This is a genomic window from Elusimicrobiota bacterium, from assembly GCA_016218575.1.
Taxonomy (GTDB): domain Bacteria; phylum Elusimicrobiota; class Elusimicrobia; order UBA1565; family UBA9628; genus JACRDN01.
In genome coordinates, this window is record JACRDN010000019.1 from 298,404 (window position 1) to 324,007 (window position 25,604).

Annotated in this window: 29 protein-coding genes and 3 tRNA genes; 2 read left to right on the plus strand and 30 right to left on the minus strand. The window is 62.5% G+C overall.

Features of this window, described 5'->3' with window-relative positions; all coding sequences use genetic code 11:
* Positions 1-16: 16 nt before the first annotated feature.
* The 9 genes from HY921_09555 to HY921_09595 form a co-directional block, all read right to left on the minus strand.
* A complete protein-coding gene (locus HY921_09555) occupies positions 17-1,261 on the minus strand; it encodes a hypothetical protein (protein ID MBI5631116.1) in 1,245 nt (414 codons plus the stop codon).
* 91 nt (positions 1,262-1,352) lie between these two features.
* Complete coding sequence (locus HY921_09560) at positions 1,353-2,912, minus strand: hypothetical protein (protein ID MBI5631117.1); 1,560 nt, start codon at positions 2,910-2,912, stop codon at positions 1,353-1,355.
* 431 nt (positions 2,913-3,343) lie between these two features.
* On the minus strand, positions 3,344-4,009 hold the full coding sequence (locus tag HY921_09565; GenBank protein ID MBI5631118.1) for a tetratricopeptide repeat protein: 666 nt from the start codon (positions 4,007-4,009) through the stop codon (positions 3,344-3,346).
* Between the two features lie 31 nt (positions 4,010-4,040).
* Positions 4,041-4,112, minus strand: a tRNA-Arg gene (locus HY921_09570).
* Between the two features lie 40 nt (positions 4,113-4,152).
* Positions 4,153-4,515: a VOC family protein gene (locus tag HY921_09575; GenBank protein MBI5631119.1), complete on the minus strand. Its 363-nt coding sequence runs from the start codon at positions 4,513-4,515 to the stop codon at positions 4,153-4,155.
* A 31-nt stretch (positions 4,516-4,546) separates the two neighbouring features.
* A complete protein-coding gene (locus tag HY921_09580) occupies positions 4,547-4,780 on the minus strand; it encodes a hypothetical protein (GenBank protein ID MBI5631120.1) in 234 nt (77 codons plus the stop codon).
* Between the two features lie 137 nt (positions 4,781-4,917).
* A complete protein-coding gene (locus tag HY921_09585) occupies positions 4,918-5,472 on the minus strand; it encodes a CPBP family intramembrane metalloprotease (GenBank protein MBI5631121.1) in 555 nt (184 codons plus the stop codon).
* Positions 5,469-6,362, minus strand: a complete 894-nt coding sequence (locus tag HY921_09590) for a Bro-N domain-containing protein (protein ID MBI5631122.1) — start codon at positions 6,360-6,362, stop codon at positions 5,469-5,471. Before HY921_09590 ends, HY921_09585 begins: the two co-directional genes overlap by 4 nt.
* Positions 6,355-7,428, minus strand: a complete 1,074-nt coding sequence (locus HY921_09595; GenBank protein ID MBI5631123.1) for a PD40 domain-containing protein — start codon at positions 7,426-7,428, stop codon at positions 6,355-6,357. Before HY921_09595 ends, HY921_09590 begins: the two co-directional genes overlap by 8 nt.
* Before the next feature lie 108 nt (positions 7,429-7,536).
* On the opposite strand from HY921_09595, the gene HY921_09600 reads away from it, so the two are divergent.
* Positions 7,537-8,055, plus strand: coding sequence for a hypothetical protein (locus tag HY921_09600; protein MBI5631124.1), 519 nt, complete (start codon positions 7,537-7,539; stop codon positions 8,053-8,055).
* Position 8,056: 1 nt separating this feature from the next.
* On the opposite strand, the gene HY921_09605 is transcribed toward HY921_09600, so the two are convergent.
* The 15 genes from HY921_09605 to HY921_09675 form a co-directional block, all read right to left on the minus strand.
* Positions 8,057-8,590, minus strand: coding sequence for an adenine phosphoribosyltransferase (locus HY921_09605; protein ID MBI5631125.1), 534 nt, complete (start codon positions 8,588-8,590; stop codon positions 8,057-8,059).
* A gap of 5 nt (positions 8,591-8,595) precedes the next feature.
* The gene (locus HY921_09610; protein ID MBI5631126.1) at positions 8,596-9,645 is read right to left on the minus strand and encodes a sigma-70 family RNA polymerase sigma factor; all 1,050 of its coding nucleotides are present in this window, start codon (positions 9,643-9,645) and stop codon (positions 8,596-8,598) included.
* A 7-nt stretch (positions 9,646-9,652) separates the two neighbouring features.
* Complete coding sequence (locus HY921_09615; GenBank protein ID MBI5631127.1) at positions 9,653-9,937, minus strand: acylphosphatase; 285 nt, start codon at positions 9,935-9,937, stop codon at positions 9,653-9,655.
* A gap of 79 nt (positions 9,938-10,016) precedes the next feature.
* A tRNA-Pro gene (locus HY921_09620) sits at positions 10,017-10,089 on the minus strand.
* A gap of 14 nt (positions 10,090-10,103) precedes the next feature.
* Positions 10,104-10,178, minus strand: a tRNA-Pro gene (locus HY921_09625).
* A gap of 34 nt (positions 10,179-10,212) precedes the next feature.
* Positions 10,213-10,590, minus strand: a complete 378-nt coding sequence (locus HY921_09630) for a MerR family transcriptional regulator (protein MBI5631128.1) — start codon at positions 10,588-10,590, stop codon at positions 10,213-10,215.
* Positions 10,591-10,608: 18 nt separating this feature from the next.
* Positions 10,609-10,869 (minus strand): HU family DNA-binding protein, encoded by a 261-nt coding sequence (locus tag HY921_09635; protein MBI5631129.1) that lies wholly within the window; start codon positions 10,867-10,869, stop codon positions 10,609-10,611.
* Between the two features lie 16 nt (positions 10,870-10,885).
* Positions 10,886-11,452, minus strand: a complete 567-nt coding sequence (locus HY921_09640; protein MBI5631130.1) for a bifunctional nuclease family protein — start codon at positions 11,450-11,452, stop codon at positions 10,886-10,888.
* 13 nt (positions 11,453-11,465) lie between these two features.
* Entirely contained in the window at positions 11,466-12,473 is a 1,008-nt protein-coding gene (locus HY921_09645) for an NAD(P)-dependent glycerol-3-phosphate dehydrogenase (GenBank protein ID MBI5631131.1), read from the minus strand.
* Positions 12,463-13,062 carry a glycerol-3-phosphate 1-O-acyltransferase PlsY gene (gene plsY / locus HY921_09650; GenBank protein MBI5631132.1) on the minus strand — a complete coding sequence of 200 codons (600 nt, stop codon included), beginning with the start codon at positions 13,060-13,062 and terminating at the stop codon, positions 12,463-12,465. Before plsY ends, HY921_09645 begins: the two co-directional genes overlap by 11 nt.
* Before the next feature lie 22 nt (positions 13,063-13,084).
* Positions 13,085-14,347, minus strand: coding sequence for a GTPase HflX (gene hflX, locus HY921_09655; GenBank protein ID MBI5631133.1), 1,263 nt, complete (start codon positions 14,345-14,347; stop codon positions 13,085-13,087).
* Positions 14,328-15,254 (minus strand): tRNA (adenosine(37)-N6)-dimethylallyltransferase MiaA, encoded by a 927-nt coding sequence (miaA, locus tag HY921_09660; protein MBI5631134.1) that lies wholly within the window; start codon positions 15,252-15,254, stop codon positions 14,328-14,330. Before miaA ends, hflX begins: the two co-directional genes overlap by 20 nt.
* Positions 15,255-15,305: 51 nt before the next feature.
* Positions 15,306-15,794, minus strand: coding sequence for a PilZ domain-containing protein (locus HY921_09665; GenBank protein MBI5631135.1), 489 nt, complete (start codon positions 15,792-15,794; stop codon positions 15,306-15,308).
* Positions 15,791-17,104 (minus strand): tRNA (N6-isopentenyl adenosine(37)-C2)-methylthiotransferase MiaB, encoded by a 1,314-nt coding sequence (gene miaB / locus HY921_09670; GenBank protein MBI5631136.1) that lies wholly within the window; start codon positions 17,102-17,104, stop codon positions 15,791-15,793. Before miaB ends, HY921_09665 begins: the two co-directional genes overlap by 4 nt.
* The gene (locus HY921_09675; GenBank protein ID MBI5631137.1) at positions 17,074-17,592 is read right to left on the minus strand and encodes a transcriptional repressor; all 519 of its coding nucleotides are present in this window, start codon (positions 17,590-17,592) and stop codon (positions 17,074-17,076) included. The genes miaB and HY921_09675 overlap by 31 nt, the downstream gene beginning before the upstream one ends.
* Positions 17,593-17,611: 19 nt before the next feature.
* Here HY921_09675 and HY921_09680 point away from each other — a divergent pair, with 19 nt between their 5' ends.
* Positions 17,612-18,043 (plus strand): hypothetical protein, encoded by a 432-nt coding sequence (locus HY921_09680; protein MBI5631138.1) that lies wholly within the window; start codon positions 17,612-17,614, stop codon positions 18,041-18,043.
* A gap of 57 nt (positions 18,044-18,100) precedes the next feature.
* On the opposite strand, the gene HY921_09685 is transcribed toward HY921_09680, so the two are convergent.
* From HY921_09685 to HY921_09710, 6 genes are read right to left on the minus strand one after another with little or no spacing between them, the layout of a single operon-like run.
* Complete coding sequence (locus HY921_09685) at positions 18,101-19,486, minus strand: aspartate ammonia-lyase (GenBank protein ID MBI5631139.1); 1,386 nt, start codon at positions 19,484-19,486, stop codon at positions 18,101-18,103.
* Complete coding sequence (locus tag HY921_09690; protein MBI5631140.1) at positions 19,483-20,208, minus strand: tetratricopeptide repeat protein; 726 nt, start codon at positions 20,206-20,208, stop codon at positions 19,483-19,485. The genes HY921_09685 and HY921_09690 overlap by 4 nt, the downstream gene beginning before the upstream one ends.
* The gene (locus HY921_09695; GenBank protein ID MBI5631141.1) at positions 20,205-22,025 is read right to left on the minus strand and encodes a protein BatD; all 1,821 of its coding nucleotides are present in this window, start codon (positions 22,023-22,025) and stop codon (positions 20,205-20,207) included. The genes HY921_09690 and HY921_09695 overlap by 4 nt, the downstream gene beginning before the upstream one ends.
* Positions 22,022-23,686 (minus strand): VWA domain-containing protein, encoded by a 1,665-nt coding sequence (locus HY921_09700; GenBank protein MBI5631142.1) that lies wholly within the window; start codon positions 23,684-23,686, stop codon positions 22,022-22,024. The genes HY921_09695 and HY921_09700 overlap by 4 nt, the downstream gene beginning before the upstream one ends.
* Entirely contained in the window at positions 23,686-24,678 is a 993-nt protein-coding gene (locus tag HY921_09705; protein MBI5631143.1) for a VWA domain-containing protein, read from the minus strand. The genes HY921_09700 and HY921_09705 overlap by 1 nt, the downstream gene beginning before the upstream one ends.
* On the minus strand, positions 24,675-25,580 hold the full coding sequence (locus tag HY921_09710) for a hypothetical protein (protein MBI5631144.1): 906 nt from the start codon (positions 25,578-25,580) through the stop codon (positions 24,675-24,677). The genes HY921_09705 and HY921_09710 overlap by 4 nt, the downstream gene beginning before the upstream one ends.
* Positions 25,581-25,604: the final 24 nt, after the last annotated feature.

Sequence of the window (25,604 nt, forward strand, 5' to 3'; positions counted from 1 at the left end):
TGCCAGACACTAAAGATCATTCTTTAGTCCAGGCATCTTCAGGTTCTTCGATTCGCGGCGTTCCGTCCTCATTCACGTATTGAGGGCGCGCTGGTTGGGGAGGGTAAGGTTGGAAGTCATTGTTCCCCCTTTCGATTGCCCATCTTCGTTTTACTTCTTGGACATAGGCTGAGTCTTGGAAGTACTCCGGGATTGTGGCGTTGCCGGAGTATTTTTCGAGAGGCTTTAGATATAAGGTGGCATCATAAGCGTCCTTGTATGTCTGGCCATCGACGCGGTAGTTGGTCGAAATTCCGTCGAAGGGCGTTTGAGCGAAGGGGCTGCTTTGATCGAAAGGGACGGCCACGGGAGCTCTGTCGGCCAGCCTGAAGGCCGTATCCCAAAGTCCGTGCTGAATTCTTAGAGTATGCGATTCTTTTGTCTGGGTGTCATAATAAGGGTTCGCGTCATGAATTTTGATCGAATATGAAAATCCGGGATGGCGCTGATGGAAATACGTGGCCGTATTGTCGCCGAAGGTCCCATCTTGTCTTCTAAGATTAATGGTTCCGTGCCGCGTGTTGATGATAAAAATGCCTTTGGAGCCTTCATCGGGCGATTGATCGAGCGTTTCCTTGGCGACCTTGTACATGTGGAAATCACGTTGGTCCAGAGTGGCGTAGGCCTTATCGTAATCTTCGCGGGTGCGGATTTTGTCCCAGTCCCAGGGCATGTCCGTTAAATGCACTTTGAGTCGTTTCTTAATGGGACGGCTTTTATTGATCCGCCATATTTCTTCCATAAATTCCACGACAGCGAGATTGTCCCAACCAATGGCCCAACTGCTGTTCTGGTAAACCTTCAGGAGAGTCGTTCTGTTCAGGGTGTCCGCGTTAAAAAAAGCATCCAGCGCGGGCTGCATGTTGATTGAGCCGACCTCAACAAAAATGTGGCCAACTTTCGCGATAAGGTCCTCGTTGCGTATGAGTTCTTTTAAGAATTGATACTGATCCGCGTTGAAATGCCTCCCCTCCACAAGGAATACGAGGCGGAATTTGTCCAGCTTGTCCAGGACAAACGGAATGGGGTCTTGACCCTTCTGCTTGATGAAGTCGACGTAAGGTTCCACCGGGGATTTTTGGGCAATTATGCGGGGTAGCATGGGCATGACCGCGGCCGGGCTGTCCATGGGTGGTTTGGAGCCATCGAAAGAAACGCCCCCCGGCACGGCCCAAGCCGCGCAACCTGCCGCTATTGTCAGAAGAACTGCTGGAATTTGCATGGTTGACGGTCTTGAATTTCTATTGTAATAAAAAGAAGACCCCCCCGGGGTCGCCGGGGGGGTCCCTTTTTTTTGGAACAGTTGGTTAAGTTTAGAACCTAACGCGCATGTCCATGTAGGCCAAGGTCGCCGGGTTGGTCGGCTGCTGGGAAACTGCCGTCCCGCCGCCGGCTGCAACGCTCTGGTTTCCTTCCTTGATCAGCCCGCCGGGCTGATAGGTGCCCCAGCCGAAGCCGAGACCGATGTTGTCCGAGTGCTTCCACTCGAAGTCCAGGTCTACCTCGGAGCCCACATGCTTGTTGCCGCCCAAGGGCCTGCGATTGCCCTCGGCGGTCAAGAGCTTCTGGGCGCTGAAGTCCCAGTAAGAAAGCCCGGCCGTGAGCTTGGCCAAAGAGGCGGGATTGACCTTCACGCCGAAGCCGTAGAGGACGGCGTTGGAGAGGGTCGCGGGGGAGATGCCGGTCGCGCCGACTCCATTGGGAACCAAGGCGCCCAGAGCGGCGCCGCTGGCGTTGGTGAAGCGCCCGGAAATGCTGCCCGGGCGGTAGTCGCCAGCGATGGCCGTGAACTGCTCGTTGGTGGCCGAGCGGCGATCCCCGGCTCCGGTGCCGTAGCCGAACTCGCCCCAGGGGGTGACGGCTCCGACTCCGTTGACCTCGGCCTTGTACCCGCCGTTAAGCAGGAAGGCAAAGCCGGTGTAGGTCTTGGCGCCGTGGGTGGCCACGGTTCCGGCCACGCGGTTGTCGCCGAAGTTCTTGGCGATCTCGCCCTTGACCCAGGCTCCGCCCATGGTGGCCTTCACTTTGGCTCCCAGGACGTAAAGGTTGTCGTTCTTGCCTCCGGCGACGGCCGCCGCGTCGGAGGAAGGAGCGCCCAATCCGCCGTTGGCCGCGGCCGCGCTGCCGTTCTGGGTCTGGCGGTTCCAGAGGTAGACGGCGGGGTGGACATTTTCATGCCGCTTGCAGGAAAGGACGAGGCCGCGGACGTTGATGCTGTTCTGAGGAATACCGCCGACTCCGGCTCCGATGCTGGTCTTTCCGACCAGGGCCGTGAGGCCCATGTTGTCGTTGGCCCAGTCGAAGCGCGCCGCGTCGATGGCGGTCACGTTCATGCCGTACATGGCCTTGTCGGAGGGTCCGAAGTAGATGATGAGGTCCCCGGAGTCGCCGAAGAACTGGCGGCCCACGGTGACGTCAGCGTCGCCCGCGAGTTTGTCGATTTTTACGTTTGCCTGATCCACCGCGATGCGGCCGAGCACGTTGGACCCCGCGGTGCTCAGGGTCTCGCTGCCGCCCGCGGCGGCCGTGCCCTGCACGTAGTCGGAGCCGGCCACGCCGCCTGTGCCCCAGACCCTGTTGTTCTTGCGCAGGGTTACCTTGGAATGGACATCGTCCAAGAGGTCCCAATCCAGGTTCACCATGAGCCGGGTCTGAGTGTCGCTGATGCGGTCATTGTTGTTGAACGAGGCCGGGACTACGGATCCGGCACCGAGCGGGTTGGCCCGGGTCGCGAAGTCCACGGTGTTGCGTGCGGCGGTGGCTTGTATGTCGAGTTGACCGCTGACCTTGAGGTTCTTCAGCAGTTCGGCGCTAGCCTGGCTATACGGAAAGAGCATCGCCAGGGCTAACGTAAGTCCCAGGAGCTTCTTCATTCTATTTCTGTCCTCCTTAGTTTCGTAAGCCCCACCCGAGGCGGGGATACGTTTGCTTATACCCCGCTTCTGGCGGGGCCTACGTTTTTTGCAGAGGAGTTCCGCAAGCTAGGCTTGCGCCTCAGTTGACGGCGGCGCACTGGACCGCAAGCTCTCTCTCCGGTCGGCTTGCGGCCTTGCATCTGCGTCAGTTGCACTGAGCCTCCTTCATTGTAACGGCCTGATTCTAATAAACATATCCATTTTGTGTCAATAGGCTTGACGTGTCATGAAGTGCCATTTATTTTTTGACCCAGTCCATGATGTGTTGTTTAGTGTTATTAAACATTACAAGAGGCTGATTTTTCGCGGCAGGGCGGTGAAAGCCCGCGCAAGCAAAAAAGCCCCGAGACGGCGAGCGGGAAGCTGCCGTTTTCTAGAGCCGTCTTTTATTATTTGCTGCTAGGGAGTGCGGTTTGGGCCTTGGCCCATGCGGCCCAGGAGGTCTCGGGGTACTGAAGCGCTATTTTTTGATACGCGGCCTTGGCTTGGTCGGCCTGCCCTAGGGCCTTGAGGCAGCGGGCCAGAGAACTGTGGATTTGGGGCGCTAGGAAGTGCTCGGAATAGGAGTCGAGGAAGCGCTGGTCGGTCTGGGCGGCGTCCCGGCATCGCCCAAGGGCCTCTTGGGCCAGCCCCACATTGCCCACGGCCAGGGGCTTCAAAACCTCGGGAGCCGAGCCCTCGGAGAGCGCGGAATACTCGGCCAAGGCTTCCTTATACTGCCCCTTGAGAAAATGAAGGTCCCCCGCCAGGAGGCGGGCATAGCCGGCGGCTTGGGTGTTGGGATAATTGGCCGAGGTTTCCTGTATTTGCTTCAAGGCCTGGTCGGGCATGCCGCTGAAGGCCATGCTCTGGGCCAGACCCAAGCTCTGCCAGGCTTGGGCGTTTTGGTTGCGCCGGACATGGTAGGTCCCCCCTCCCACGAGGGACAGGAGAAGAATCAGGCCTATGGCGATGGCCGCGGCCCGGCGGTGGCCCTTGACCCAAACCAGCCCCCTTTCCAGGACGTCCTGGAGCTCGTTGTGCCTGACCTGCTGCCTGACCCAATGTTTGCTCATGACATATTCCCCCAAAAACAAAAAATAGAACTGCCCCGAGAGGGAATCGAACCCCCATCCTCTCCTTAGGACGGAGTAGCTCTATCCATTGAGCTATCGGGGCGAATCGATCGTATTTTACAAATTTATTGGCTGTTCTAGCTTTATCGCCCTGGGTTTTTCCCGTGAATTGAAATGGCATTTCCTTCGGGGTCAAGCACCACGGCCATACGGCACACCGGAGTCGAGAAAGGTTCCATCTTGACGACGGCCTTCCTGGCGCGCAGCTTATCCACCATCACGTCCACGTCATCCACCTCGAAGGCGATGCTGCCTCCTGAGTTGGCGCTGGGAGCTACGTCTTCGGCCATGGTCGTGATGGCGAAACAGCCGTTATTGAGGTGGTACTCGACCCACTGGTCCCGGAAGTTGTTCGTGAGCTTTAGGCCGAGCCCCCCCTCGTAGAACTGCCGTGCACGCGGCATGTCCTTCACCGGGTACATCGTGAAGGCGATGTGCTTCACTATCCCTGTCGAGTTTTTGTTCAACCGCGCAGGTTCAATCATCGTTTTCTTCATGAATACGGCCTCCTTCAGCTTGCGCAATAGAATCTGCTGTTGCGATGCGATTGTGATTTTTGCCCGCGTGAAAATGCAGGAAGGCTTTTGACCCTCGATAAAAGACGCCGGCGGATTTTTCCTTGAGCCCAGGCAGCACATCCGGAGCTGCTTCATGCTTCAAAAGCGGCTCCAATCTCTCCAGCGTCTTCGATCCTGCGTGCTTCACGCGCATCTTCCGTCCCTGCTTTTGGCGTAGCTTGGTTCATGTCTTGCAGGGGGAATCCTGTGTTCTTAATACGAATCGTCCCCTAGTATATTGGAGCTTAGCTCTATCCATTGAGCTATCGGGGCGACTAAAAAACCAACAAATCATTTTACTATTTCAGAAGGAGCGAGCGGCAGAGCTAGTCGGAACAGCAACATGAATGTAAAGTCACAGATGGCATGAGCGACGGCGGGAACGAACAGGTTGTTGCCGGAACGCTGGAAGGCAAAGCCGAAATAAACTCCAAGTAGGGAAGCAATGACAAAATGCACCGGGGATGTCGCATGGAGTACACCGAACACCAGAGACGCGATGACTAACCCCCATCGAGTCTGTAAAACACCTCTAAATAGCAGTTCCTCGCTACCGCCCGCGAGCAAACAGCCAAGCGCGACCAATATCAGATTGCTTTGAATTAACTCTCTGCCCCGCCCATTCTTGAAGAGTTCCTGAACGGCAAGGAATGGGCCGAAGGATGTTAGAGCCATGGCTGCCGCGAGGCCGGCCGGTAGTATGGACCATAATAACGCCTTCATCCAAACATCCGAATTTAACTGCGGCATCAGATGGCGGGGCTCGGTCAACAGAAAACGAGATAGAAGTAAGCCGATCGCCAGCACGCATAATTCAACCCCGATAAAGATGAGGCCCATTTTCATGCCGCCCTCTTAGGGCCTTTCTTGTTTCGCTTTGGAGTTTTACGCGTCAACTGCTTGGCTCTCTTCGCCGACTGCGCCAAAGAGAGATAGTTCTCTCGGGTAACGACTTTCCGCCCGCTCTTTTTTTCCAGTTCGCGGCGGGCGTTGCCGGCCACCGATCCGCCTGCGGTGGCGGCGTGCTTATTCTGGGAGAAGCCCTGGGCGTCGCGGTTGCGGGCGATCTCGGTGGTGGCGGCTTCGCCCAGCATGGAGAAGATCAGCTCGAGATCGGTCATGTGGTCGCGGAGGTTTTCGCGCTTGAGGCGCTTGAACTCGGCGTATTGGCCGGGCGTCATGCCGAAGGTCGCTTTGGATATCTCGGCGGTGAGGATGGCGTACTCGCGCTGTTCTCTCACTCCGCGCTTCTTCCATTCGTCGGTCAGCTCGTCGCGGATGGTGATGGAGCGCATCCGCTTCTCGATCCAGTCGTCGGAGTAGCCTTTAGCCTTGTAGAGCGCGCGGGTGCGCTTGGTGGCGAGTTCGGGGTCCTCGATCTCTTGGATGCGCTCGTAGCCGACCTTGGCGAGCCAGCGCTTGAACGGCTCGGCTCTGGGGCTTGGGATGGACTGGATCAGGCGGAAAACGCCCTCGGTGTTGGCGCATAGCATCGCCTGCGGCCCCCCCTCGGTGGGCACGGGAAGGGTATGTACAATCTGTACCCATCCTTTACGAAGTTCGGGGTCGCGTTGTTTTAGACGCTGGATATACTGCTTGGCGTCGCGAGAGTCGATCAGCGCGAGGACGACGTCCTCCACGACGAACCACCATTCGTTGTTATGGATGGTGCGGCGGACTTCCTTACGCTGAAATAGGGCGATGCGAGTCTCGGGGTTTGACGAAGGTTCACTCATGGCTTGTGGGAGGGGAAAATTGTTGCCGTGAGGCCGATCCCTTCACCTCGAGATATGTGCCGGGAAAGAATATCCTCTGATCGCCGCCGCCGATCCAGGAGGGCCAGCCCACGCGGCCGAAGATCACGGTGTTTCTTCCCAGAGGCACCCGGACGCCGCCGCCGACCAGGGGGATGCTGCGGCTTGCGCCATCTTGAAGATTCTTCACGACGATGGAGTAGGTTCCATCGAAAGAGACCCACAGCAACCTGCGGCCATCCCGGCTCCACATCGGCCAATAACCACGCGCCTGGCCCTGATTCAATATTTGCTCGCTGCCGTCTTGGGCTCGCAGGACGATTTCCCACTTTCCGTCTTCTTCGTCATCTGCGACCTTGCGCGAATAGACCAACTGGGAGCCGTCCGGCGAATACTTGGGGTCGGCCGCGCAGCAATGGCGTCCCAGGTCGGCCGTGAAGTAAGTGAGCTGTGTCCAATCTTCCGGACGATCCGCGGGGAAGGCGAAAACATTCCCGATTCCGGGCTTGCCTCGCCGCCAGTCCTGAGCGACGAGGGTGATTGTCCCGTTCTCGTTCCAATGATTGTCGCTTTCCATCAATTCCGGCGTATTGGTCAAGTTCCGCAAAGCGCCCGAGCGCGCGTCGTAGCGGTACAGGTCGGGGGCGGAGGCGCTCGACGCGCTTGAATGCATGTAGATCGCGGATCCGCCGTCGGGAGACCAGTTCGGGTAATCGTTGAAGCCCCCCTCTGGCTTGCCGATCACCGCGCGGTTGGAGCCGTCCATATCCGCGATGACGACTTGCTTCGCCTTGTATTCCGATTCGTCGCAAAGGCAGTTGTCATCGATATCCTCGACGCATTCAAGGAATACCATGCGTTTCATGTCGGGAGACGGCCGCACCTTGTCATAGGACACGGCCGTCTTCAGCTTCCGGATCAGCCGCAGATCGGTGCCGTCGGGGCGCATCGAGAAAAGGCCGTGCGTCATCCCGTATTCGCGGCAAATGTTCTCGGCGCTTGCGATGGGAGCAAATCCCAGCAGGATGAGGATGGGGAGTCGAGTCACTTCTTTTATTCTACAAAGGATTTAAAGACACGGGTAGGACCTTTGGCCCGGCTCGGCCTAGACCATTCGGCCCTCGACCCCGGCCGGCGCGGGGCCTACAATTACCTCGTGAAGACGATGATCGCCCTGGGCCTTTGTCTCGGCGCGCCCCGGGGCTGGGCCAACGCGGTCGCGCGCCTGCCCGAGGGGACTATCATCAGCCTGCGCAGCAGCTCCGCGTTGAACACGGAGCACGCCAAGCCCGACAATGAACGCCCGCTACTGGGCCAGGCCTGCCTATTCGAGGTGGCCAGGGACGTGCGCGTGGGCGAGCATTTGATCGTTCGACAGGGGACCCCGGTCAACGCCCACGTGGCATACTCCTCCGCGCCCGGCTACGTAAAGACTCCGGCCAGCCTGACCTTGGCGCTCGACCCCATACCGGCTCTGGGCGGGTCGCTGATTTCGGTCGAGCCGCTAAGGGTGGAGGGATCCCGGGGCTCGGGAGGCGTGCCGCGGGGTTACGTGCTTTGGCTGGGTTTCGACGGACGATCCCGGCCCATCATGGATGACCCCGACAACAAGGGCGGGCACGTTCGAATAATGCCTGGCGACATCCACCAGGTTCGCGTCAAGGGAGCGCGGTAATTCAATAGGCCAGAAGCGAGTGGATCTTCCTGCCGGGGAGCTTGCGGCGGCCGCTTAGGAATCCGAGCTCGATGAGGAATGCGATCCCCTCGAGGGCTCCCCCCATCTTCTCGATGAGCTCGCAGGCCGCGGCGGCGGTGCCGCCCGTGGCCAGGACGTCGTCCACAATGAGGACCTTGGTCCCCGCGGCGAAGGCGTCCGCGTGGGCCTCGATGTGGTCCTGCCCGTACTCCAGGTCGTAGCTCGCCGAGTGCGTGCGCCGGGGGAGCTTGCCTTTCTTGCGGATGGGCACCACGCCCGCTCCCAGGCGGTAGGCGATGGGAGTGGCCAGGAGGAACCCCCGCGATTCGATCCCTGCCACGATGCGGATGCCGCGTCCGAGGAAGGGCTCGGCCATGCGGTCTATGGCCGAGGCGAAGGCCTGGGGATCGGCCAGCATGGGAGTGATGTCTTTGAAGATGATTCCTTTCTTGGGGAAGTCCGGCACATCCTGGATGAGGGACTTGAGATCTATGGATTTCGCGGAAGCGGTCATGGGAGTCACCTTTTCTTGGCCGGGATTTTCTTGCCCGACTTGGAATGAGAGGCGGAGAGCCATTGGCGGGGCACGGCGGATTGAGGCTTCCTCGCGATCTGCGCGGCGGTGGGAGCGGTCCGCCGGCCCTTGGGAATCACCTGGCCCAGGATGTCGGTCCGCACCTTCGGGGCGTTCCAGCCTGGCTGGAGGTTCGGAGTCATGGACCGGGTCTCCGAGACCTCGATGAGCCCCATGCGGTTGGCCACCCGCCGCAGCCGCAGAAGCGCTCTTTCCTCGATCTGCCGTATGCGCTCGCGCGAGAGCTTGAGCCTCTTGCCCACCTCCTCCAAGGTCATGGGGGTCTGGCCGGTGAGTCCGTGCCGGAACTCCAGGATCATGCGCTCGCGGTCGCCGATCTCGCGCAGGGCTTGGTTGAGCTCGTCATGGAGCTTGAGTACGGCGATGAGGTTCTCCGGCGATTGGTTGTTCGACTCCGAGATCATATCCTCGACCGTGATGCTCTCGTCCTCGCTGTCGATGGGGGCCTCTAGGGAGCCCATCCCCTTGGCGGCCTCGGCGGCGTCCAAGACCCCGCGCACCTGGCGGGCCGTCCAATGCATCTTGCGCGCCATCTCCGCCAAGGTGGGGTCGCGGCCCAGAAGCGCGTGCATCTTCTCCCACTGCTTGAGCCACTTGCGCAGGGCTTCCCAGGCGTGGGGAGGGATGCGGATGGTCTTGGACTGCTCCTCGACCGCGCGGCGGATAGACTGCTCGATCCAGTAGGAGGCGTAGGTCGAGAAGCGGTAGCCCTTCTTGGGCTCGAATTTGTCGATGGAGTGCATGAGGCCGAGGTTTCCCTCCTCGATCAAATCCATGAAGTCGATGCCCTGGCGGTGGTATTTCTTCGCCAAGGGAACCACGAGCCGCAGGTTGGCCTCCATGATTCGCTGCTTGGCGTCGCGGTCTCCCCGCTTGGCCTTCCTCCAGAGCTTGTGCATCTCCTCGCGGTCGACCAGGACCAGCTTCTGGATGCCTCGAAAGTATTGGCTTATCGTGTCCGTGCTGGGTTCCATTTGGCTCCTATTCAGCCTCCTCCGCCAGGATATTGAAGGACTCCTCTCCCTCTCGAGCCGCCAGAGGGCGGCTCTCCAACTCGTCCACGCGCGCGTAAGGGTGGTCTTTTCTCAAAATCGCTTGAAACCGTTCCAGGGCCTCGCCTTTGCCTTGGGCTTCCAGCTCCACCGATCCGTCGCGGCGGTTGCGCACCCAGCCGGTCAGGCCGAGCTTCGAAGCCATGTCGCGCGCGAACCACCGGTAGCCGACGCCCTGCACGCGGCCGCTCAAGCGCAGATATAGACGCGTCAAGGGCTTACCCCTTGCGATTCTACTATATTGTCAAGTATACAAGACAAGTTGTTGCAATTTGGTTACGCGGGGGAAAACATCGGGGTACTGAGATTTGAACTCAGAACCTCTTGGTCCCGAACCAAGCGCTCTGCCAATTGAGCTATACCCCGAAAATCAGTGCGCATGGTCGGGGACCCGGGAATCGAACCCGGAGCCTCTCCCACCCCAAGGGAGCGCTCTACCATTGAGCCAGTCCCCGACCATATGCACTGATGCCCCATGCTGTCTCGGGCTCACGAATTCTTGAGCTCCTCGACCAGGATGCGAATTTCCTTCTTGATCTCGCGCAGGAGCTTGAGCGTCGAGGAAGGAACCGCCCCCCCCGCCGCGTCCTTGCCTTGCGCGCGCGCCCCCCTCCTTTCCTCGAGGAGGGCTTTCCTGGCGCCGGCCATGGTCATTTTTCTTCGTTCCACGAATTCCCTGATGCGGCAAATCGTCTCTATGTCCTCCCGGCTGTAGCGCCGGTGTCCGCTCGACCTGCGGGAGGGCTTGAGCAAGCCTATCCGCGCCTCCCAGTACCTCAAAGTGTGCGGCGGCACGCGAAGCAGTCGGCTCACCTCGCCCATCGTGAACGACTCCTGCTCCGGCAGGATGGGCCGGTCGATAGCCATCCTGAGCAGTTCCTTGTCCTAGCCCAGCAAATTCTTGGATGCCTTGAAGCGCACGCCCTTGCGGGGCGGCACCATGACGTTCTCGCCGGTCTTGGGGTTGCGCCCCTGGCGCTGCTGGCGGTGCTTGACGCGAAACGTGCCGAAATTGGAGATCACGACTTTTTGGTCCTTGTTGAGGGCTTCTCGTATGGTGTCAAAAGTCGTTTCCACGGCGCGCGCCGCCTCCCCCTTGGTGGAGAGGACTTTGGCTACTGCCCTGATGATGTCGAGTCTATTCATCGCTGCTTCCTTATCCTTACTTTTTAGGATCGTCTTTCCCGGGCTCGTTTTTCTTTCCTTGCAGCCCCTTGAAGATGTCCTCCGGCTTGAGATTCTTGAGCTCCGACTTGAACTTGCCGACTTCCTCTTCGGTGATCGGCTTGCTCAAGGTCTGGCAGCGGTTGAAGACTTTCTCCTCCACGAGTATGGAGCAGCCCGACCGCACCGCCACCGCGATGGCGTCCGAGGGGCGCGAGTCCACTGCCAGGGAGGAGCTTCCCTTATGGAGGTGGATCTTGGCGTAAAAAGTGTTGTCCTTGATGTCGCAAATCACCACTTTTTGGACGTCGTAGCCCAGGCCCTTGGTGATGGAAAGAAGAAGGTCGTGGGTAAGGGGCCTGGGCAGGACGATGCCGGAGAAGCGGATGGCGATGGCCTGGCCCTCGGTCAGCCCGATCCAAATGGGCAGAAGCCGGTTGCCGGCAAGCTCCTCCAGGAAAATGATGCATTCGTTGACCGTGGTGGCCAGGGAATAGATCCTCACTTCCCGCTCTTGGGGCTCGGGATTCTTTTCCTTGGAGGACTCCTTGTCGTTTTTAGCCATCCGTGGCCTTGCTTTAAGGCCCATCTATTGTACCACGAGAGAAACCCAGCGCGCTAATGACAATTTCCGAATCGCGTCCGCCATGGACCGCCTGCCAGATGGCCTCGAGCACGGGAGCCTTGAGCTTTAGCCTGCGGCAGAGGGCCCGGGCGCTGGCTGAGGCCTCGACTCCCTCCACCACGGTGGGAATCTCCTTGAGGGCCTGCTCGCGGGTCTTGCCCTCCCCCAGCTTTTCTCCGAAGGCCCGATTGCGCGACTCCGGAGAGGTCCCGGTGGCGATGAGATCTCCGAGTCCGGCCAGCCCGTAAATCGTCTCTCGGCGGCCGCCGGAGCGCTCTATGAGCTCTCCCATTTCCGCGATGCCTTGGATGAGCAGCGCCGCCTTGGTATTGGCTCCGGCCTTGAGCCCGTCCAAGATCCCGCAGCCGATGGCCAGAGCGTTCTTGAGAGAGCCCCCGAGCTCCACGCCCCTGCGGTCCGGGCTCCAGCGCGCGCGCAGGGCCCCCGCGTTGAACAAGGGCAGGAGCTTGCGGCCCGCGGCGGCCGGCCCGGCCAGGACCAAGCAGGTCGGGATTTGCTTGGCGACTTCCCGCGCGAAGCTCGGGCCAGAGAGGGTGCACAGGCAAACGCCCCGCGGCAGCTCCGACAGGATGGCGTCGCCCATGGTGCGGAGGCTCCCGGGCTCGATGCCCTTGGAGGCGTTGATAAGCAATGGACGGGCTTTTCCTAGGAAGCTCCTGAGCTTCCTGGCCGTTTGACGCACGAACGCCGAAGGGAGAACGAAGAGGACGAGCCCCGCTTGCTCCGCGGCCATGGCGAGGTCCGAGGTGACCTCCACTCCCGTGTGGAGGTCGAAGCCCGGGATATGCGGGTGACTGCGGCTGCGGGCCAGCCCCTCGGCCAGCTTCGGGACGAACTCCCAGAGCCGGACTTCTCCGAAGCCGCCCCGACTCAGATGGTCGGCCAGAACCGTGCCCCAGAGTCCCCCTCCGAGCACGGTGATCTTGAGGTTATCGGCCATGGACGCCCAGCTCCGACCCTTTCCAGAGCCTCTTCATGTTGGGGATATGCTTGAACAAAATGAGAGCGGCAGCACAGGCCGACATTGAAGTAAGCGCGGCGGGAGCTCCGCAGAGCCCGGCGCCCAGGGGCAGGACTAGGGCGGCGGCGAGCGAGCCCACCGATATATGGCCGGAGAAGGCCGTTCCCAGGATGAAGGCCATGGCGCTGGCGGCCGCGGCCTTGGGCAGGAGTGCCGCGAAAACCCCGGCCGAGGTGGCCACGCCCTTGCCGCCCTTGAAGCCCAGGAAAATCGTCCAGTCGTGGCCGATGATGGCCGCCGCCCCGCAGAGCACGGCCACGGCGAGTTGGCGCGGGTAGAGCTGTTGGGCGAGATAGACCGGTAAATAGCCCTTGGAAGCGTCGCCTAAAAGCGTGATAGCGCCAGGGCCCGCCCCGGCCACGCGATAGACATTGGCCGTGCCCGGGTTTCCCGACCCGTGCTCTCGGATGTCCAGGCCTCTCAGGCGTTTGACCGCCCAGTACCCGGTGGGAACAGCGCCCGCGAAATAGCTTAGCAGAACCAGCCCCCACGCTCCCGGACCCAGCATAGAAAGTGAGTGTAGCAAAGTTTTACCGCTGGGCCTTGGTCTTGGCTTGAAGCCGCTCCCAATTCTCCTGCGTCATGCGCAGTCGGTACCGGGCCCTGTCCTTGAGGTGCTTTACGGAAAGCACCTGGCAGGAGCGGTAGACCTCGGCCACGGCGGCCTTGGCGGAGTAAGGCATGTCGAGCTCCCGGAGAAGCCATCGGCGGCTCAAGAGCCCCTGGATTTTCTTCAGGGCCTCCGGCAGGCCTTCCCCCGTGGCCGCGGAGACGAGCAGGGCCCCGGGCTCCTCGTGTTGAAGCCCGCGGCGCTCGGAGGCGGGCAGACGGTCGGCCTTGTTGAGGACCTTGACTTGCGGCACGCCTTGGGCGCCCAGATCTTTTAATATGCCTTGCACCGCCTCCTCTTGGCTTTTGCGATCGGGGGAGGATGCGTCGGAAATGAGGAGCAGGCAGTCGGCCCAGCGCGCTTCCTCTAGAGTGGCGCGGAAGGCCGCCACGAGGTTGGTGGGCAGGCGCTGGATGAAGCCGACCGTGTCGGTCATCACGGCCCAGAACCCTTCGGGCAGGCGCACCCGCCGCGAGGTCGGGTCCAAAGTGGCGAAAAGCTTGTCATCGGCGTAGACGGGAGCCCCGCGGGTGAGCGCGTTAAGCAAGGTGGATTTTCCCACGTTGGTGTAGCCGATGAGGGCCACTTGGGGCACGGGGACCGACAGGCGCCTTTCGCGGCGGAGTTCCCGGTCCCTGCGCACTCGCTCGAGCTCGTGCTGGAGGTGGATGATCCGGTATTGGATGTGGCGCCGCTCGTATTCGAGCTTGCGCTCTCCGGGCCCTCGGGTTCCGATGCCTCCCACCTGCTGGGAGAACCCGCGCCAGGCTCCGGTCAGCCGGGGGAGCATGTAGGAGAGCTGGGCGAGTTCCACCTGGAGGCGGCCCTCGCTGGTCCTGGCGCGCTGCGCGAAGATGTCGAGGATGAGGCGGGTGCGGTCTATGATCTTGGCCTTGCAGAATTTTTCCAGGGTCCTCTGCTGGGAGGCGGAGAGCTCCATGTCAAAGATCACGGTCCCCGCGCTTAGGGATTTCACCGCGGCCGCGATCTCCTCCATTTTCCCCTCCCCTATCAGAGAGGCCGGATGAAACCGGGCCAGGAGCTGGGAGAAGACTCCGACCACTCGGGCTCCCGCGGTCTCGGCCAGGCGTTCGAGCTCCTCGAGGCTCGAGGCCGTCAAGGAGGCCTCCCTTTTGAGGCCCACCCCGACCAGAAGGGCTTTCTCAGGAGCCGCGCTGGGCATGGATGGCCGAGAGCAGATCCTCGAGCATGCGCTCGAGGGGGCCGCCGGGGATGATTTGGGCCTGGATTTGGTGCCGGAACCAGGTGCGCTGGCGTTTGGCGTAGGCATGCGTGAGCTGTACGAGCTCGGAGAGGCCATGCGCGGAGGATATCTCTCCTTTGACGGCTTGCAGGGCCTCGCGGTAGCCCAGGCTTTGGAGACCGGGCTCATGGCCGCCGTAGCCGCGGCTTATAAGCTCTCTGGCTTCCGCGAGCATGCCGGGCCATTGCGCCTCGGCGCGGCGCGCGATCCGGGCCTTGAGCGCGGGCAGCGGCCAGTCGATGAGGAAGGAGGCGGTGGGCTTGCGTGAAGCGGGCATTGCCCAAAAGCTCGAGATGGGCCGGCCGGAAAGCTTGTAGACTTCCAAGGCCCGGATCAGTCTCTGCGCGTTGTTGTCCGGGATTCTTCGCGCGGCCTCGGGATCGACGCGGAGAAGCTTTTCCTTGAGGAAGCGTCCCCCGCGCTCCGAAGCCAACGCCGCGAGTTCTCGGCGCAGGGCCTCGTCGCGCCCAGGCATGGGAGCCAGGCCTTGGAGGAATGCTTTCACGTACAGCCCAGTGCCGCCGGCCAGGATCGGGATGGCGCCCCTGTCGCGTATATTCCGTTCCAAGCCCTCGGCCAGGCGCGCGAAACGCCCCGCGTCGAAGGCTTCCTCGGGCTCTAGCATGTCCAGCAGATGATAGGGCACGCCCTCGACGCGGCCCTGGGAGTCGCGGGCGGGCTTGGCCGTTCCCGCGTCCAGGCGCTTGTAGATTTGTCTTGAGTCGGCCGAGATGATCTCTCCGCCGATTTCGCGGGCCAAGGCCACGGACAGCTCGGTTTTTCCCGCCGCGGTGGGACCGACGACGACTATGGTGGTGGCAGACACGCTAAGGCCCTAAGCAGCACTTCTGACACCAGCCGTTCCGGCTGGTGTCTTTCACCAATAAGGGCCTTTCTGGGGCTTGGCGCACAAGTCGTGGAAGTGGCAGCTGGAAACGCAGGCTTCGGGCAGGCGCAGGGCGATGCGCATGTCGCAGTCGCCGTGGTCCTGGGCCATGAGGCTCAACTGCTTCTGGTGCTTCTTGCTGATCTTGGTGAAGGCGATGCCCACGTTGTAGGTCTGGCCTTTCTCGCTCACGCGCACGACCTTGCCTTCGAGGGAAACCTTGTCGAGCCCGGGAATGGACAGCAGCATCTCGAGCTTCTTGGTGCGGGGAGGCTCGAGGAAGAGGATCAAGGACATGCCGCCGGCCGAGAGATTGGTCAGGATCGCGGGCTGGCCTTGTGAGGCTCCCGGACCGTCGTTCGCGTCGAAATTCACGGTGATCGGCTCCACCACACCGCTCATGACCGGGAAGCGCGCGAAACGCCGGCGCTCGGCGAATTTGTTATCGGTGTCGGCGGCTTGCGGTTTTTTGGGGGTCATTGGATTTCTCCCAGCAAAGTGCGGGTTGTGGCGCTCGTGACCGACAGGCTCGCCAAGGTGCCTGGCGCCAGGAGCTTGTTCTTCCACCGGGCCTTGAAGCCTTCCCGGGTCCGGCCGAAATCTTGCTGCTCGCAGAGTACTTCCACTTTTTTGCCAATCTCCGAGCGCAGGGCGCCCACCGTCAATTTTTCGATCGCCGCGTTAAGCCTCCCCAGCCTTTCCTCCTTGACCTCCTGGGGGACGTCGTCGGCCCAAGAGGCGGCCTCGGTGGCCTGCCGGGGAGAATACTTGAAGCTGTAAACCGAGGCCGGGGAGAGTTCCTCCAAGAGAGACAGAGTCTCCCGGAAATCTTCCTCGCTCTCCGAAGGCAATCCTACTATAATGTCGGTCGAGAAGACAATGCCCGGAAGGGCGTTTCTCAAGAGCTTGACTCTCTCCAGATACGACTCGCGGGTGTAATTGCGCCGCATGAGCTTGAGGAGGCGGTTGGAGCCGGATTGAACCGGAAGGTGGAGGAAGGGGCAAAGAGTCCGGCATTCGGCCATGGCCGCCGCGAAGGCCTCGTCCACGTAATACGGGTGCGGGCTCATGAAGCGCAGGCGCGCGAGATCCGGCACCGCGTCCAGGAGCCTCAGGAGCTCGGGAAACCCGATCGCCCGCTCCTCGGCCGCCGAGCGATAGCTGTTGACGGTCTGTCCGAGCAAGGTCGCCTCTCGGGCCCCGCGGGCAACCTGCATCTCGACTTCCCCCAAGATCTCCTGGGGACGCCGGTAGAGCTCCCGGCCGCGCACGGAGGGAACGACGCAGTAGGAGCAGGAGTAATTGCAGCCCCTCATGATCGTGACGTAGGCCGTGGCCGGCGAGTTCGTTGCCGAGAACTCGCCCGAGGCCGGAAAATGATCGCGGTTTTCCTTGAGCCCATCGAAGCGCTCCTCCAGGGCCCGGGAGACAAGGGCCGGGAATTGCTCGATGGACTTGGCCCCCACCACCAGATCCACGTAAGGGAAGCGCGATCGGATCCATGGCCCCAGGCGCTCGGCCGCGCAGCCCGCCACGATGAGGATGCGCTCGGGAACGGCCTCCTTCCAGGGGCGCAGGGCGCCGATGAGGGAGAGGGCCCGGTCCTCTGCGTGCTGGCGCACGGTGCAGGTGCTGATGAGGATGGCGTCGGCCTGGTCGGAAGAATCCGCCGCGGAAAACCCCCGTTGGTAGAAAGGCCGCGACATCTCGGCCCCATCCGCGGCCGACATCTGGCAGCCCAAGGCGATGGTGTGCAGCTTCAAGGGCGCTCGCGGGCGCAGCGCCGGCATCGGCCGAACACCTCGTGCCGGTGCCACTTGGGCTCGAACCCGACCTTGCGGCAGGTCTTTTCCTGTATCTCCTCGAGTTTGGGCCAGAGCACCTCCTGGATGCGGCCGCACTCGACGCAGATGAGGTGGTCGTGGTGGGGCCTCTCCAGATTCACCTCGAAGCGCGGGGTTCCGGTGCTGCCGACCACATGGTTGACGAGCTTGGACTCCTCGAGCATCTTGAGGGTCCTGAACACCGTGGCTCTACCCAGGCCGTGCTGTCGGAGAGCCAGGTAGATGTCCTCTTGGCTCAGGTGCCGGTCGGCCTTCAGGAAATAGTCGAGGATGAGTCGGCGCTGGCCAGTGAGGCGCAGGCCGTTCTTGGATAGATGCTCCTGGAAAAGCTGGTAGATGCGCCTGGTGTAGCGCTTGCGTTCGGAAGTCGAGGCCGGGAAGTGGACCAACTCGCGAGGCTCGGTCCTCGTCATATTTTTGCTATGATCAGGCATCATAGTATTATAGCAACCTATGCTCGCGAGATTTTGGCTGGTTTTGGCTTTAGGCGCGTGGCTCGCGGCCCAGCCCGTGGGCCCCGACACATCTCCCGATGGGGCCCAGGACCGCTCCTCCGAGTTCCCGGAGCCAGAGCCTTCCCCCGAGTCCGTGCCGACCGCGGAGCCCGATCAGAAACCCGAGCCGGAGGAAAAACCGATCGTGAAGGTCGAGGTGATCAAGTACCTGCCTTCCGCGCGACCTCGAAGCGGGGCTGCCGGGCCGCGCCGCGCAAAGGCGGCAAAGCCCTCGCGCGCTGGTAATTCCATGAAGGCGTTCGCGAAACAAGGGGCCGGACCCTCGAAGTCCGCTCCCGCCAAAGCCAAGGCCCCGGCCGCGCCGAAAGCGGCGCCCCGCGGACCTGCGCCCGCGGTTGCCTTGACTCCGGCCACGCCGATCAATCCCTGAGAGAAGAAAAGTTATCCACAAAAACTTCCTGCGGAGTTTTGTGGATAACTTCGCGATTTAGTCCAGAGCTCCCGTGACGTCCTTGGGGTCGAAGAGCTTTTCCAATTCCTCGCGCCCGAGCAGGCCCTTGGCCAGGACGAGCTCGGTCACCGTGGTTTTCTTGGCCACGGCCTCCTTGAACACCTCGGCGGCGCGGGAGTAGCCGATCTTGGGGTTGAGCAAGGTGGCCAAGGACGGGCTCTTCTCGAAATAGCGGCGGCACTGCTCGGCGTCGGCCGCGATGCCGCGGATGCAGCGCTTCTCCACCGCGGGCAGGTAATTGACGAGGAGCTGGATGGAGTCGAGAAGGTTGTAGGCCGAGAGGGGCGTCATCACGTTTAAGTCCATCTGCCCGGCCTGGGCGCACAAGGACACCGCTAAGTCCCGTCCGATGATCTGGAAGCAGACCATGTTGAGGCACTCGATCATGGAGGGGTTGACCTTGCCCGGCATGATCGAGGAGCCCGGCTGGACCGCGGGCAGGACGATCTCCGCGAACCCCGTGGTCGGGCCGGAGCACATGAGACGCAGATCGTTGCAGATGCGGGTAAGCTCGACGGCAAGCCCGCGCAGCGCCCCCGAAACCGCCGACAGCGGCTGATGGCTTTGCAGGCCCAGGCGCGCGTCCCGCGCGGGCTTCAAGGGAAGATTCGTAATCTTGGCCAAATGCCCCACGGCCTTCTCCCGGAAGCCCGGGGCCGTGTTGGTTCCGGTCCCGGCGGCGGTTCCTCCCAACGCCACGCGGCAGAGGAGTGCTGAGGTTCTCTCCAGCTCCTCGCGGCAGGCGGCCAGGGCCTCTCCGTAGGCCTTGAACTCCTGGCCCAAGGTGATGGGTACCGCGTCCTGGAGATGGGTCCTGGCGGACTTGATGAAGGAAGAGAACTCCTTGCCCTTGGCGAAAAAAGAATCCTCCAGGGACTCAAGCACCGGCAGGAGGGCGCGCGCTTGCTTTAAGACCGCCACGAAAGTCGCGGTCGGGAAGGTGTCGTTGGTGGACTGGGCCATGTTGACGTGGTCGTTGGGATGGATCAGCTTGTAGTCCCCCTTCTTGCCCCCCGAGAGCTCGGCCGCCCTGTTGGCGATGACCTCGTTGGCGTTCATGTTGAACGAGGTTCCCGCCCCGGCTTGGTAGACGTCCACCACGAACTGCGCGTCCCATTTGCCGGCCAAGACCTCGTCGCAGGCCTTGAGGATGGCCGCGGCCTTGTCTCCCGGCAGGGCCTTGAGCTCCCGGTTGGCCAAAGCGCAGGCTTTCTTCACCGCGGCGTAGGAGCGGATCAAGCTGGGATGGGCCTTGAGCCCGGAGATCGGAAAATTTTCGACCGCGCGCGAGGTCTGTATCCCGTAGTAGGCCTCGGCCGGAACTTCTTTTTCCCCCAGTGAATCTTTTTCCGTTCTTGTCATTTTATTTTCTCCCACACTAAATCCACGTCTTCCACTTTCATCCAGCCCTTGCTCCCTTCCTTTAGATCGCCGACTTCGAGCCAGGCCCCGTTCTCGGAAAGAATTTGCACGCGCCGGCCCTCCGGGGCCGTAAAGCTGACCGTCGAGCTTTCCCCGGGCCCGCTGCGAATCTGGGCGGTGGGGCTTATGACGACCGCCAGGCGCGGCGGGCGCAAGCCGCCGCGGATAAGCCACCAGGCCGCGAAAAATACCCAAAAGCCGAAAGCCGCGGCGAGCCATGGCTGGACCCCCGCCCGTCTGCGGGGATCCAGCAGGAAGAAACTCGCCAGGAGAAGAAAGGCCCAGCACCCCAGCCACTGCAGGCCGGCTAATTCCCGGAGGCTCAGGAAATGGGCCAGGACGAAAAGCGGCGTGGGAACGCCCGGGGAAACCAGCTCCTCCCCCGATCTTTTCAGCGCGAAGTCCAAGTTGTGGCGGATGTCCGAGTCCCTGGGGTTGATGTCGAAGGCTCTTTGGTAGGAGGCCACGGCCTGGCCCAATCGGCCCTGCTTGAACAGGCAGTTTCCGAGGTTGTAGTGGAGCCCCGCGTTGCGGGGCTCGGCCGCGAGCAGGGCTTGGTAGGCCTCGGCCGCGCCGCGGTAGTCCTTGGTGTCGTACTGTTTCTGGGCTTGAGGAAGAGCCGCGGCCAGGGACGAAAGGAAGGCGAGGGCGATCAGCTTCATGCCAGCTCCTTGTCGAGCTCCTTGAGTATCCAGGACAGGGACTCTGCCATGAGGCTCGACGGGCCCGCTCCCGCCGACGGCGGGGCGAAGCGCACGTGATCGAGATCCTCCCAGACGCTGCCGGTTTTCTCGAGGAGCGCCTTGGGAAGGCGGGGGTGCCTTTCGAGGAGGCTTTCCCGGGCCCGGCGCCAGGTGAGCCCGGAATAGGGACGCCCCAGCTTGTCGGCCAGGTACCGGGACAGGGCCTCGGCCAGCAAGGCCGCCGATTTCTGAGGATCGGCCGCGGCCTGTGCCTGCTTGATCCTGCTTAAAGCTTTCTTCAGCGCCGCTCGTTCCCGCCAGGCCTGGGGATCGGCCAGGCGCCTGCGGCGCCAGCCGTCCCAAGCCGCGCAAAGTCCCAGGAGGAGGAAGGGCAGGGAGTGTATAGGCCCGGCCGCGGCCGCGGCCTCGAGGAGCCGGCTCAGGGCCGAGCGGCTGGGCGCCAGCTTCAAATAGCGGATGTCCCGCGACACCACCGTCAGCCCCCGCGGCTCCGGCCGGGGGCCGAAGTCGGACTCCGATCGGTCCGCGGGAGAGGGCGCTCCCTCCTCCACCTTGATCGCAAGAGGCAAGGTCGAGGCCCTGAGATAAGCCTTTTTCTCGGGGTCGAAATACGAAAGGGCGATGGGCGGCACGGTGAAGCTGCCCGGGGTTTTGGGCATGATCACGGTCTTGAACACCTTGGAGCCGCGCACCAGGTCCTTGCGCTTGTCCATATTGAGGGAGCTCACCGTGTCGTAGACTCGGAAGGCCTCGAGGCTCGGCATTTCGGGTTCGCCGATGCTCTTGAGGTTGCCGCTTCCCTCCACGGTCACGGTCAAGGTCACGGCCTCCCCGGCCTTGGCCTGGGGGCGGTCGAGGGCGGCCGAGATCGAGAACCGGCCCACGGCGCCGGAGAAGTTGGCGGGCTTGCCCACCTCGGGCAGGGGCTGGGCCTCGAGGACCAAGGGGTCGGACTTAAGCTCCCGGGTCTGGGGCGCGGCGGCCCCCTGGGAGAAGAACCTCTCGAAGAAATCAGCCGTGAAGGGGTCCACGGAGGCGTCGCTCTGGATTTGGCAGGCGACCGTGGCCGGGCCGATAGCGAGCTTGCCCGGCTGGGCCGGGAACAGGGCGGTTTTGATCTCGGAGAAATAATAGGGCCGGCCATGGAGAGTCACGGTGCCGTGTCGCTCCGGGGGAAGGTCCTCGGAAATGAAGCCGCTCATTTTGGGAGCGCTGTATTGGGGGTTGCCAAGCAGGCTTACGGCCGTGTAGAACTTGATCGAAAGCGTTGCCTGCTCATTGACGTAGGCCTTTTTCTTGTCCACCTCGGCGGTGACGAAGGCCTCCGGCGCCCCGGCGCGTCGCGGCCTCTCCTCCTCGGCCGCGGGCTCTTCCCGGCGCGCTCGCCCGGCTGCCCCACGGGAGGCGGACCCCGGACGCTCCACCGTGATCTCAATGGGCTCGGTTTGGGCCTTGCGCCCCTGGGCGGCGATGGAGATGGGGCCCACGGTCGCGCGCCCCACGAAGCGCGGCACCATGACGTAGGTGTGGACGATGGAGCTGGAGACCTGGCCGTTGATGATGGAGACGTTCTGGCTGCGCCCCGAGGAGTAAACGCTGAAATTGGATAGGGGCGGAAGCTGGGGCTCGGGAAGCATGGCCTGGGGGGCGGTCACGACCACGCTCAGCACGACTTGGTCGTCCAAGGCGACCGTCGTCTTGTCCACCTCGGCCGTGATGTTGAGCTGAGCCCAGGCCATGCCGATGCAAAGGGGTAGGAGTGCTGGGAGCGTCACCAGTCCTCCTCCGGCTCGCTTGGGGGGCGCTTGGCCGCTTTCTCCCGCTTGAGCTGGGGAGCGCTTTTCTCTTTTTCCGCGACCGCGCGCAGCAGCCTTTCCGCGTCCTCCCGTGAAATCGGGGGTTGAGGTTTTGATTTCTCGGGCTGTTGGCGGTCCTGGGAATTCGGGCTCTGGCTCGGCTGGTTTTGCGGATTCTCTTTCCCTTGGTCTTTCTGCTTCTTTTGCGGCGGAGGGTTTTTTAAATAGCGCAGGGCCAGGGCCAGGTTGTGGCGCAGGTCCGGGTCCTTGGAGGCCAGCCCCAGGGCGTTCCGGTAGGCTTCTACGGCTTGGGGGTACTGGCCCTGGGCCATATGCATATTCCCTAGATTATAGTAAGCCTGGCCGCGCAAGGGTGCTGGAGCCGCGGACTCGGCCAGGGCCGCGAAGGCTTCTTGAGCCTTCCCATATTCCCCTAAATGGTACAGGGCGTCCCCGGCGTTGAAGAAGGGGCGCGGGTCCCGGGGCTTGCGGCGCCCGGCCTCCTCGTATTCCTTCAAGGCCGGGGCGTAGAGCTCCTTGCGGTAGAGCTTGTTGCCCCGGCGTAGAGACCCCTCGGCACCTAGTGCGGCGTGCAGGGGAGAGTGTAGCGCTCCCGTCAGGAGTAAGACCACGGGCAATAAGGTTTTTTTCTTTTGGAGCTCGGGAATTAAAAATTCCAGCATTAAGAGGGCCAAGGCCAGACCTAGCGGAACGGCGAAGCGGTTCTTGTAGCGGGCCATGGAGGAGGCGGCCCCCTTGGCCTTTCCGGCCTTGAGGATTTCCTCCGCGATCAAAGCGGCCTCGGATTCTCCCGCCGTGGCCCGGTAATAGCGTCCCCGGGTCTCGGCGGCGATCGCGGACAAGGCCCCTTCCCCGAGCTTGGAGATCACGGTCCGGCCGTTCTTGTCCTTCTTGTAGCCGGACAAGTTTCCCCCCTCCTTGATCGGGATGGGCTCGCCCTCGGGGCTGCCGATGCCGATGGGGAATATGCGCATACTTTGGGCGAGAGCCTCGCGCGCCGCCTTGAGCGGGTCGGTGCGGTGGTCCTCCCCGTCCGTGATGAGAACCAAGGACTTTTCTCCCGAATAGCGTTCCAGGGACTGGGATGCCAGCTTGATCGCCTTGCCGATCCCGGTGCCGGGCACCGGGACCATGTCGGGGGAGAGGCTTGAAAGTATTTGCTTGGCGGCCTCGAGGTCGGTGGTCAGCGGGCAGACCAAGGCGGGTTCGCCGGCGAAGGCGATGATCCCCACCCGGCTTCCCGGGAGCTGGTCCAGGAGAAGGGCGAGCTCCCTTTTGGCTTTTTCGAGGCGGGAGGGCTTGAAGTCCTCGGCCAGCATGGACTGGGAGACGTCCACGGCGATGAGGACTTGCCTGGCGTCCGACTCCGCGCTTACGAGCTCCAGGCCCCACTGGGGCCCGGCCAGGCCCAGGCCCAGGAAGGCCAGGGCCCAGAATTTGAGCCAGAACTTGAGGAGCCGGCGGGGCCCCCGCCCCAGCGAGGCCAAGCGCTCCAAGGTGCGCGAATCTCCCAGGGCCCGCGAGATCCGCGCGCGCCGCTTTTCGCCCTGGAAGTAGGAGAGCCCCGCCGCCGTCAAGGCCGGGAGAAGAGCCCATAGAAAGGCCGGGTATTTAAACATCAGGGCCACCTCAAGAGGACCGTGCCGGCCGCGGCCATTTCGAGGAGGAGGAGGATGGCGGCCAGGCCCGCCGGGAAGAAGTAGAGATCGCCTCGTGAGGCGATCTCAGGAAGCTTGACTTCGGATTTTTCAAGCCTGTCTATCGTGGCATATATCTCCTTGAGTTCGTTCAGGCTGGTGGCGCGGAAGTAGCTGCCTTGGGTGATCTGGGCCACTTCCTTTAAAAGGTCCTCGTCGAGGTCGTCCTCGATGGCCACCAGCACTTTGCCGCGCAGGGGGTCGTCCACGGGCATCAAAGCCTGGCCGCGCTTGGCCGTGCCGATGGCGTATAGCTTGATGCCGAAGCTGGCGGCGGTCTTGGCCGCGGTCACGGGGTCTATGAGCCCCGCGTTGTTGCGCCCATCGGTGAGAAGAATGATGACCTTGCTCTTGGCCGGGCTCGACTTCAAGTGATTGACCGCGGATATGATCCCCTCTCCGATGGCCGTGCCCTCGGCGTGGGTCATGTTCGGGTAAAGCTCGGAGAGCTCCGAGAGCAAGGCTCCGTAATCCACAGTGAGCGGGCAGGCGAGCTGGGGAGCTCCTCCGAAAACGACCGCTCCAATTCGGTCCTGGGCCCGGCCCTCGATGAAGCGGCTGGCTGTGTCCTTGGCCGCTCCGAGTCGGTCGGCGGGGGCAAAGTCGATAGCGCTCATGCTTTGGGATGTGTCTATGGCAAGCATGATGGCGATGCCCTGCCCGGACTGGACGAGCCGTCCCGCGGTCTTCTGCGGACGAGCCAGAGCCGCGATGATGAGAAGCATGGCGGCAAGCTTAAGGCCCGGTCCGGCCCAGCGGGCTAGGTTCGCCTTGAGAGAGGGCTTTCTCTTTCTGCCGCCCGGAAGCGGGAAAGTCAGCGAAGGGTTGATCGCCTTCTCGCGCCGCATATAGCCCCAGCCCAGGACCAAGGCGAGGCCGGAGAGGGCCAGGACCCAAGGGTAGGAGAATCTCATGGCTTGCCCGCTTCCTTGAGCGCGAGATCCCGGGGTGCCGTTTCATGCACGATGCGCCGCGCCGCGGCAAGATCGGCGGGCCCCCAGTCCTGGTCGGGGCGGGTTTTCGCGAATTTCACGAGGTCGGCGCGCGAGAGGCCTTCCTTGAGCGCCTGGACCACGCCCCGGTCGAGTTCGGCCTGGCGCAAATGCCGAAAAAGCTCCGAGCTTGTCAGGCGCGTGGCCGGGACCCGGCAGCGCCTTTCCAGGTATTGCCTGAGGATCTCGGAGAGGGCGCTGTAGAACTCCTTGTAGAGCCCGCGCTCCCAGAGGCCGGAGGCTTCAAGCCTGGCGAGCTCTTCCTCGGCCACGACTTGCGGCGGCCTCGGGTCCGCGGCCGCGGCTTTCAAGGGCGTGAAACCCTGGCGGCGCTTAAAGCGCCGCCAGGAGGCGTAGGCCGCCGCACAGGCGGCCGCGAGCAGGATCCAGGGCCAGAGTGCCGGCCGGGCGGCCAGAGGCTCCTTGATGGGGCGCGGGTTTCCCTGCGGGTCCAAGGGCGGCTCGCGGACATGCAACTCCACAGGAGGGGCATTGAAGCGTTGCTCTCCCATCCCCTTGGCGACCCAGGTGGTCGCCAAGGGGATTTTTCCGACTTGCGCCGGGATGACGGAAAGCTTGAACGACTTGATCCGGCTTCCCCTCTCCAGGATCGAGCCCAGCTCATCATACGAGGAAACGAGAAAAGCCTCCGCGCTCGAGGTCGAGCGCTCGAGTGCAAGGTCGAGCTCCGGGGAAGTTCTCAGCGAGCCTGAAATGACGACGGTGTCTCCCAGCTCGAGCGATGTCGTCGAGGCAGAGAGGGTCCAGATGGGCTCCTGCGTCGCCCCCTCGGCCTTGAGGCCCGAGGGGGCTGCTGAGAGCATGATTATCGCCGCTGCCGTGGTGAT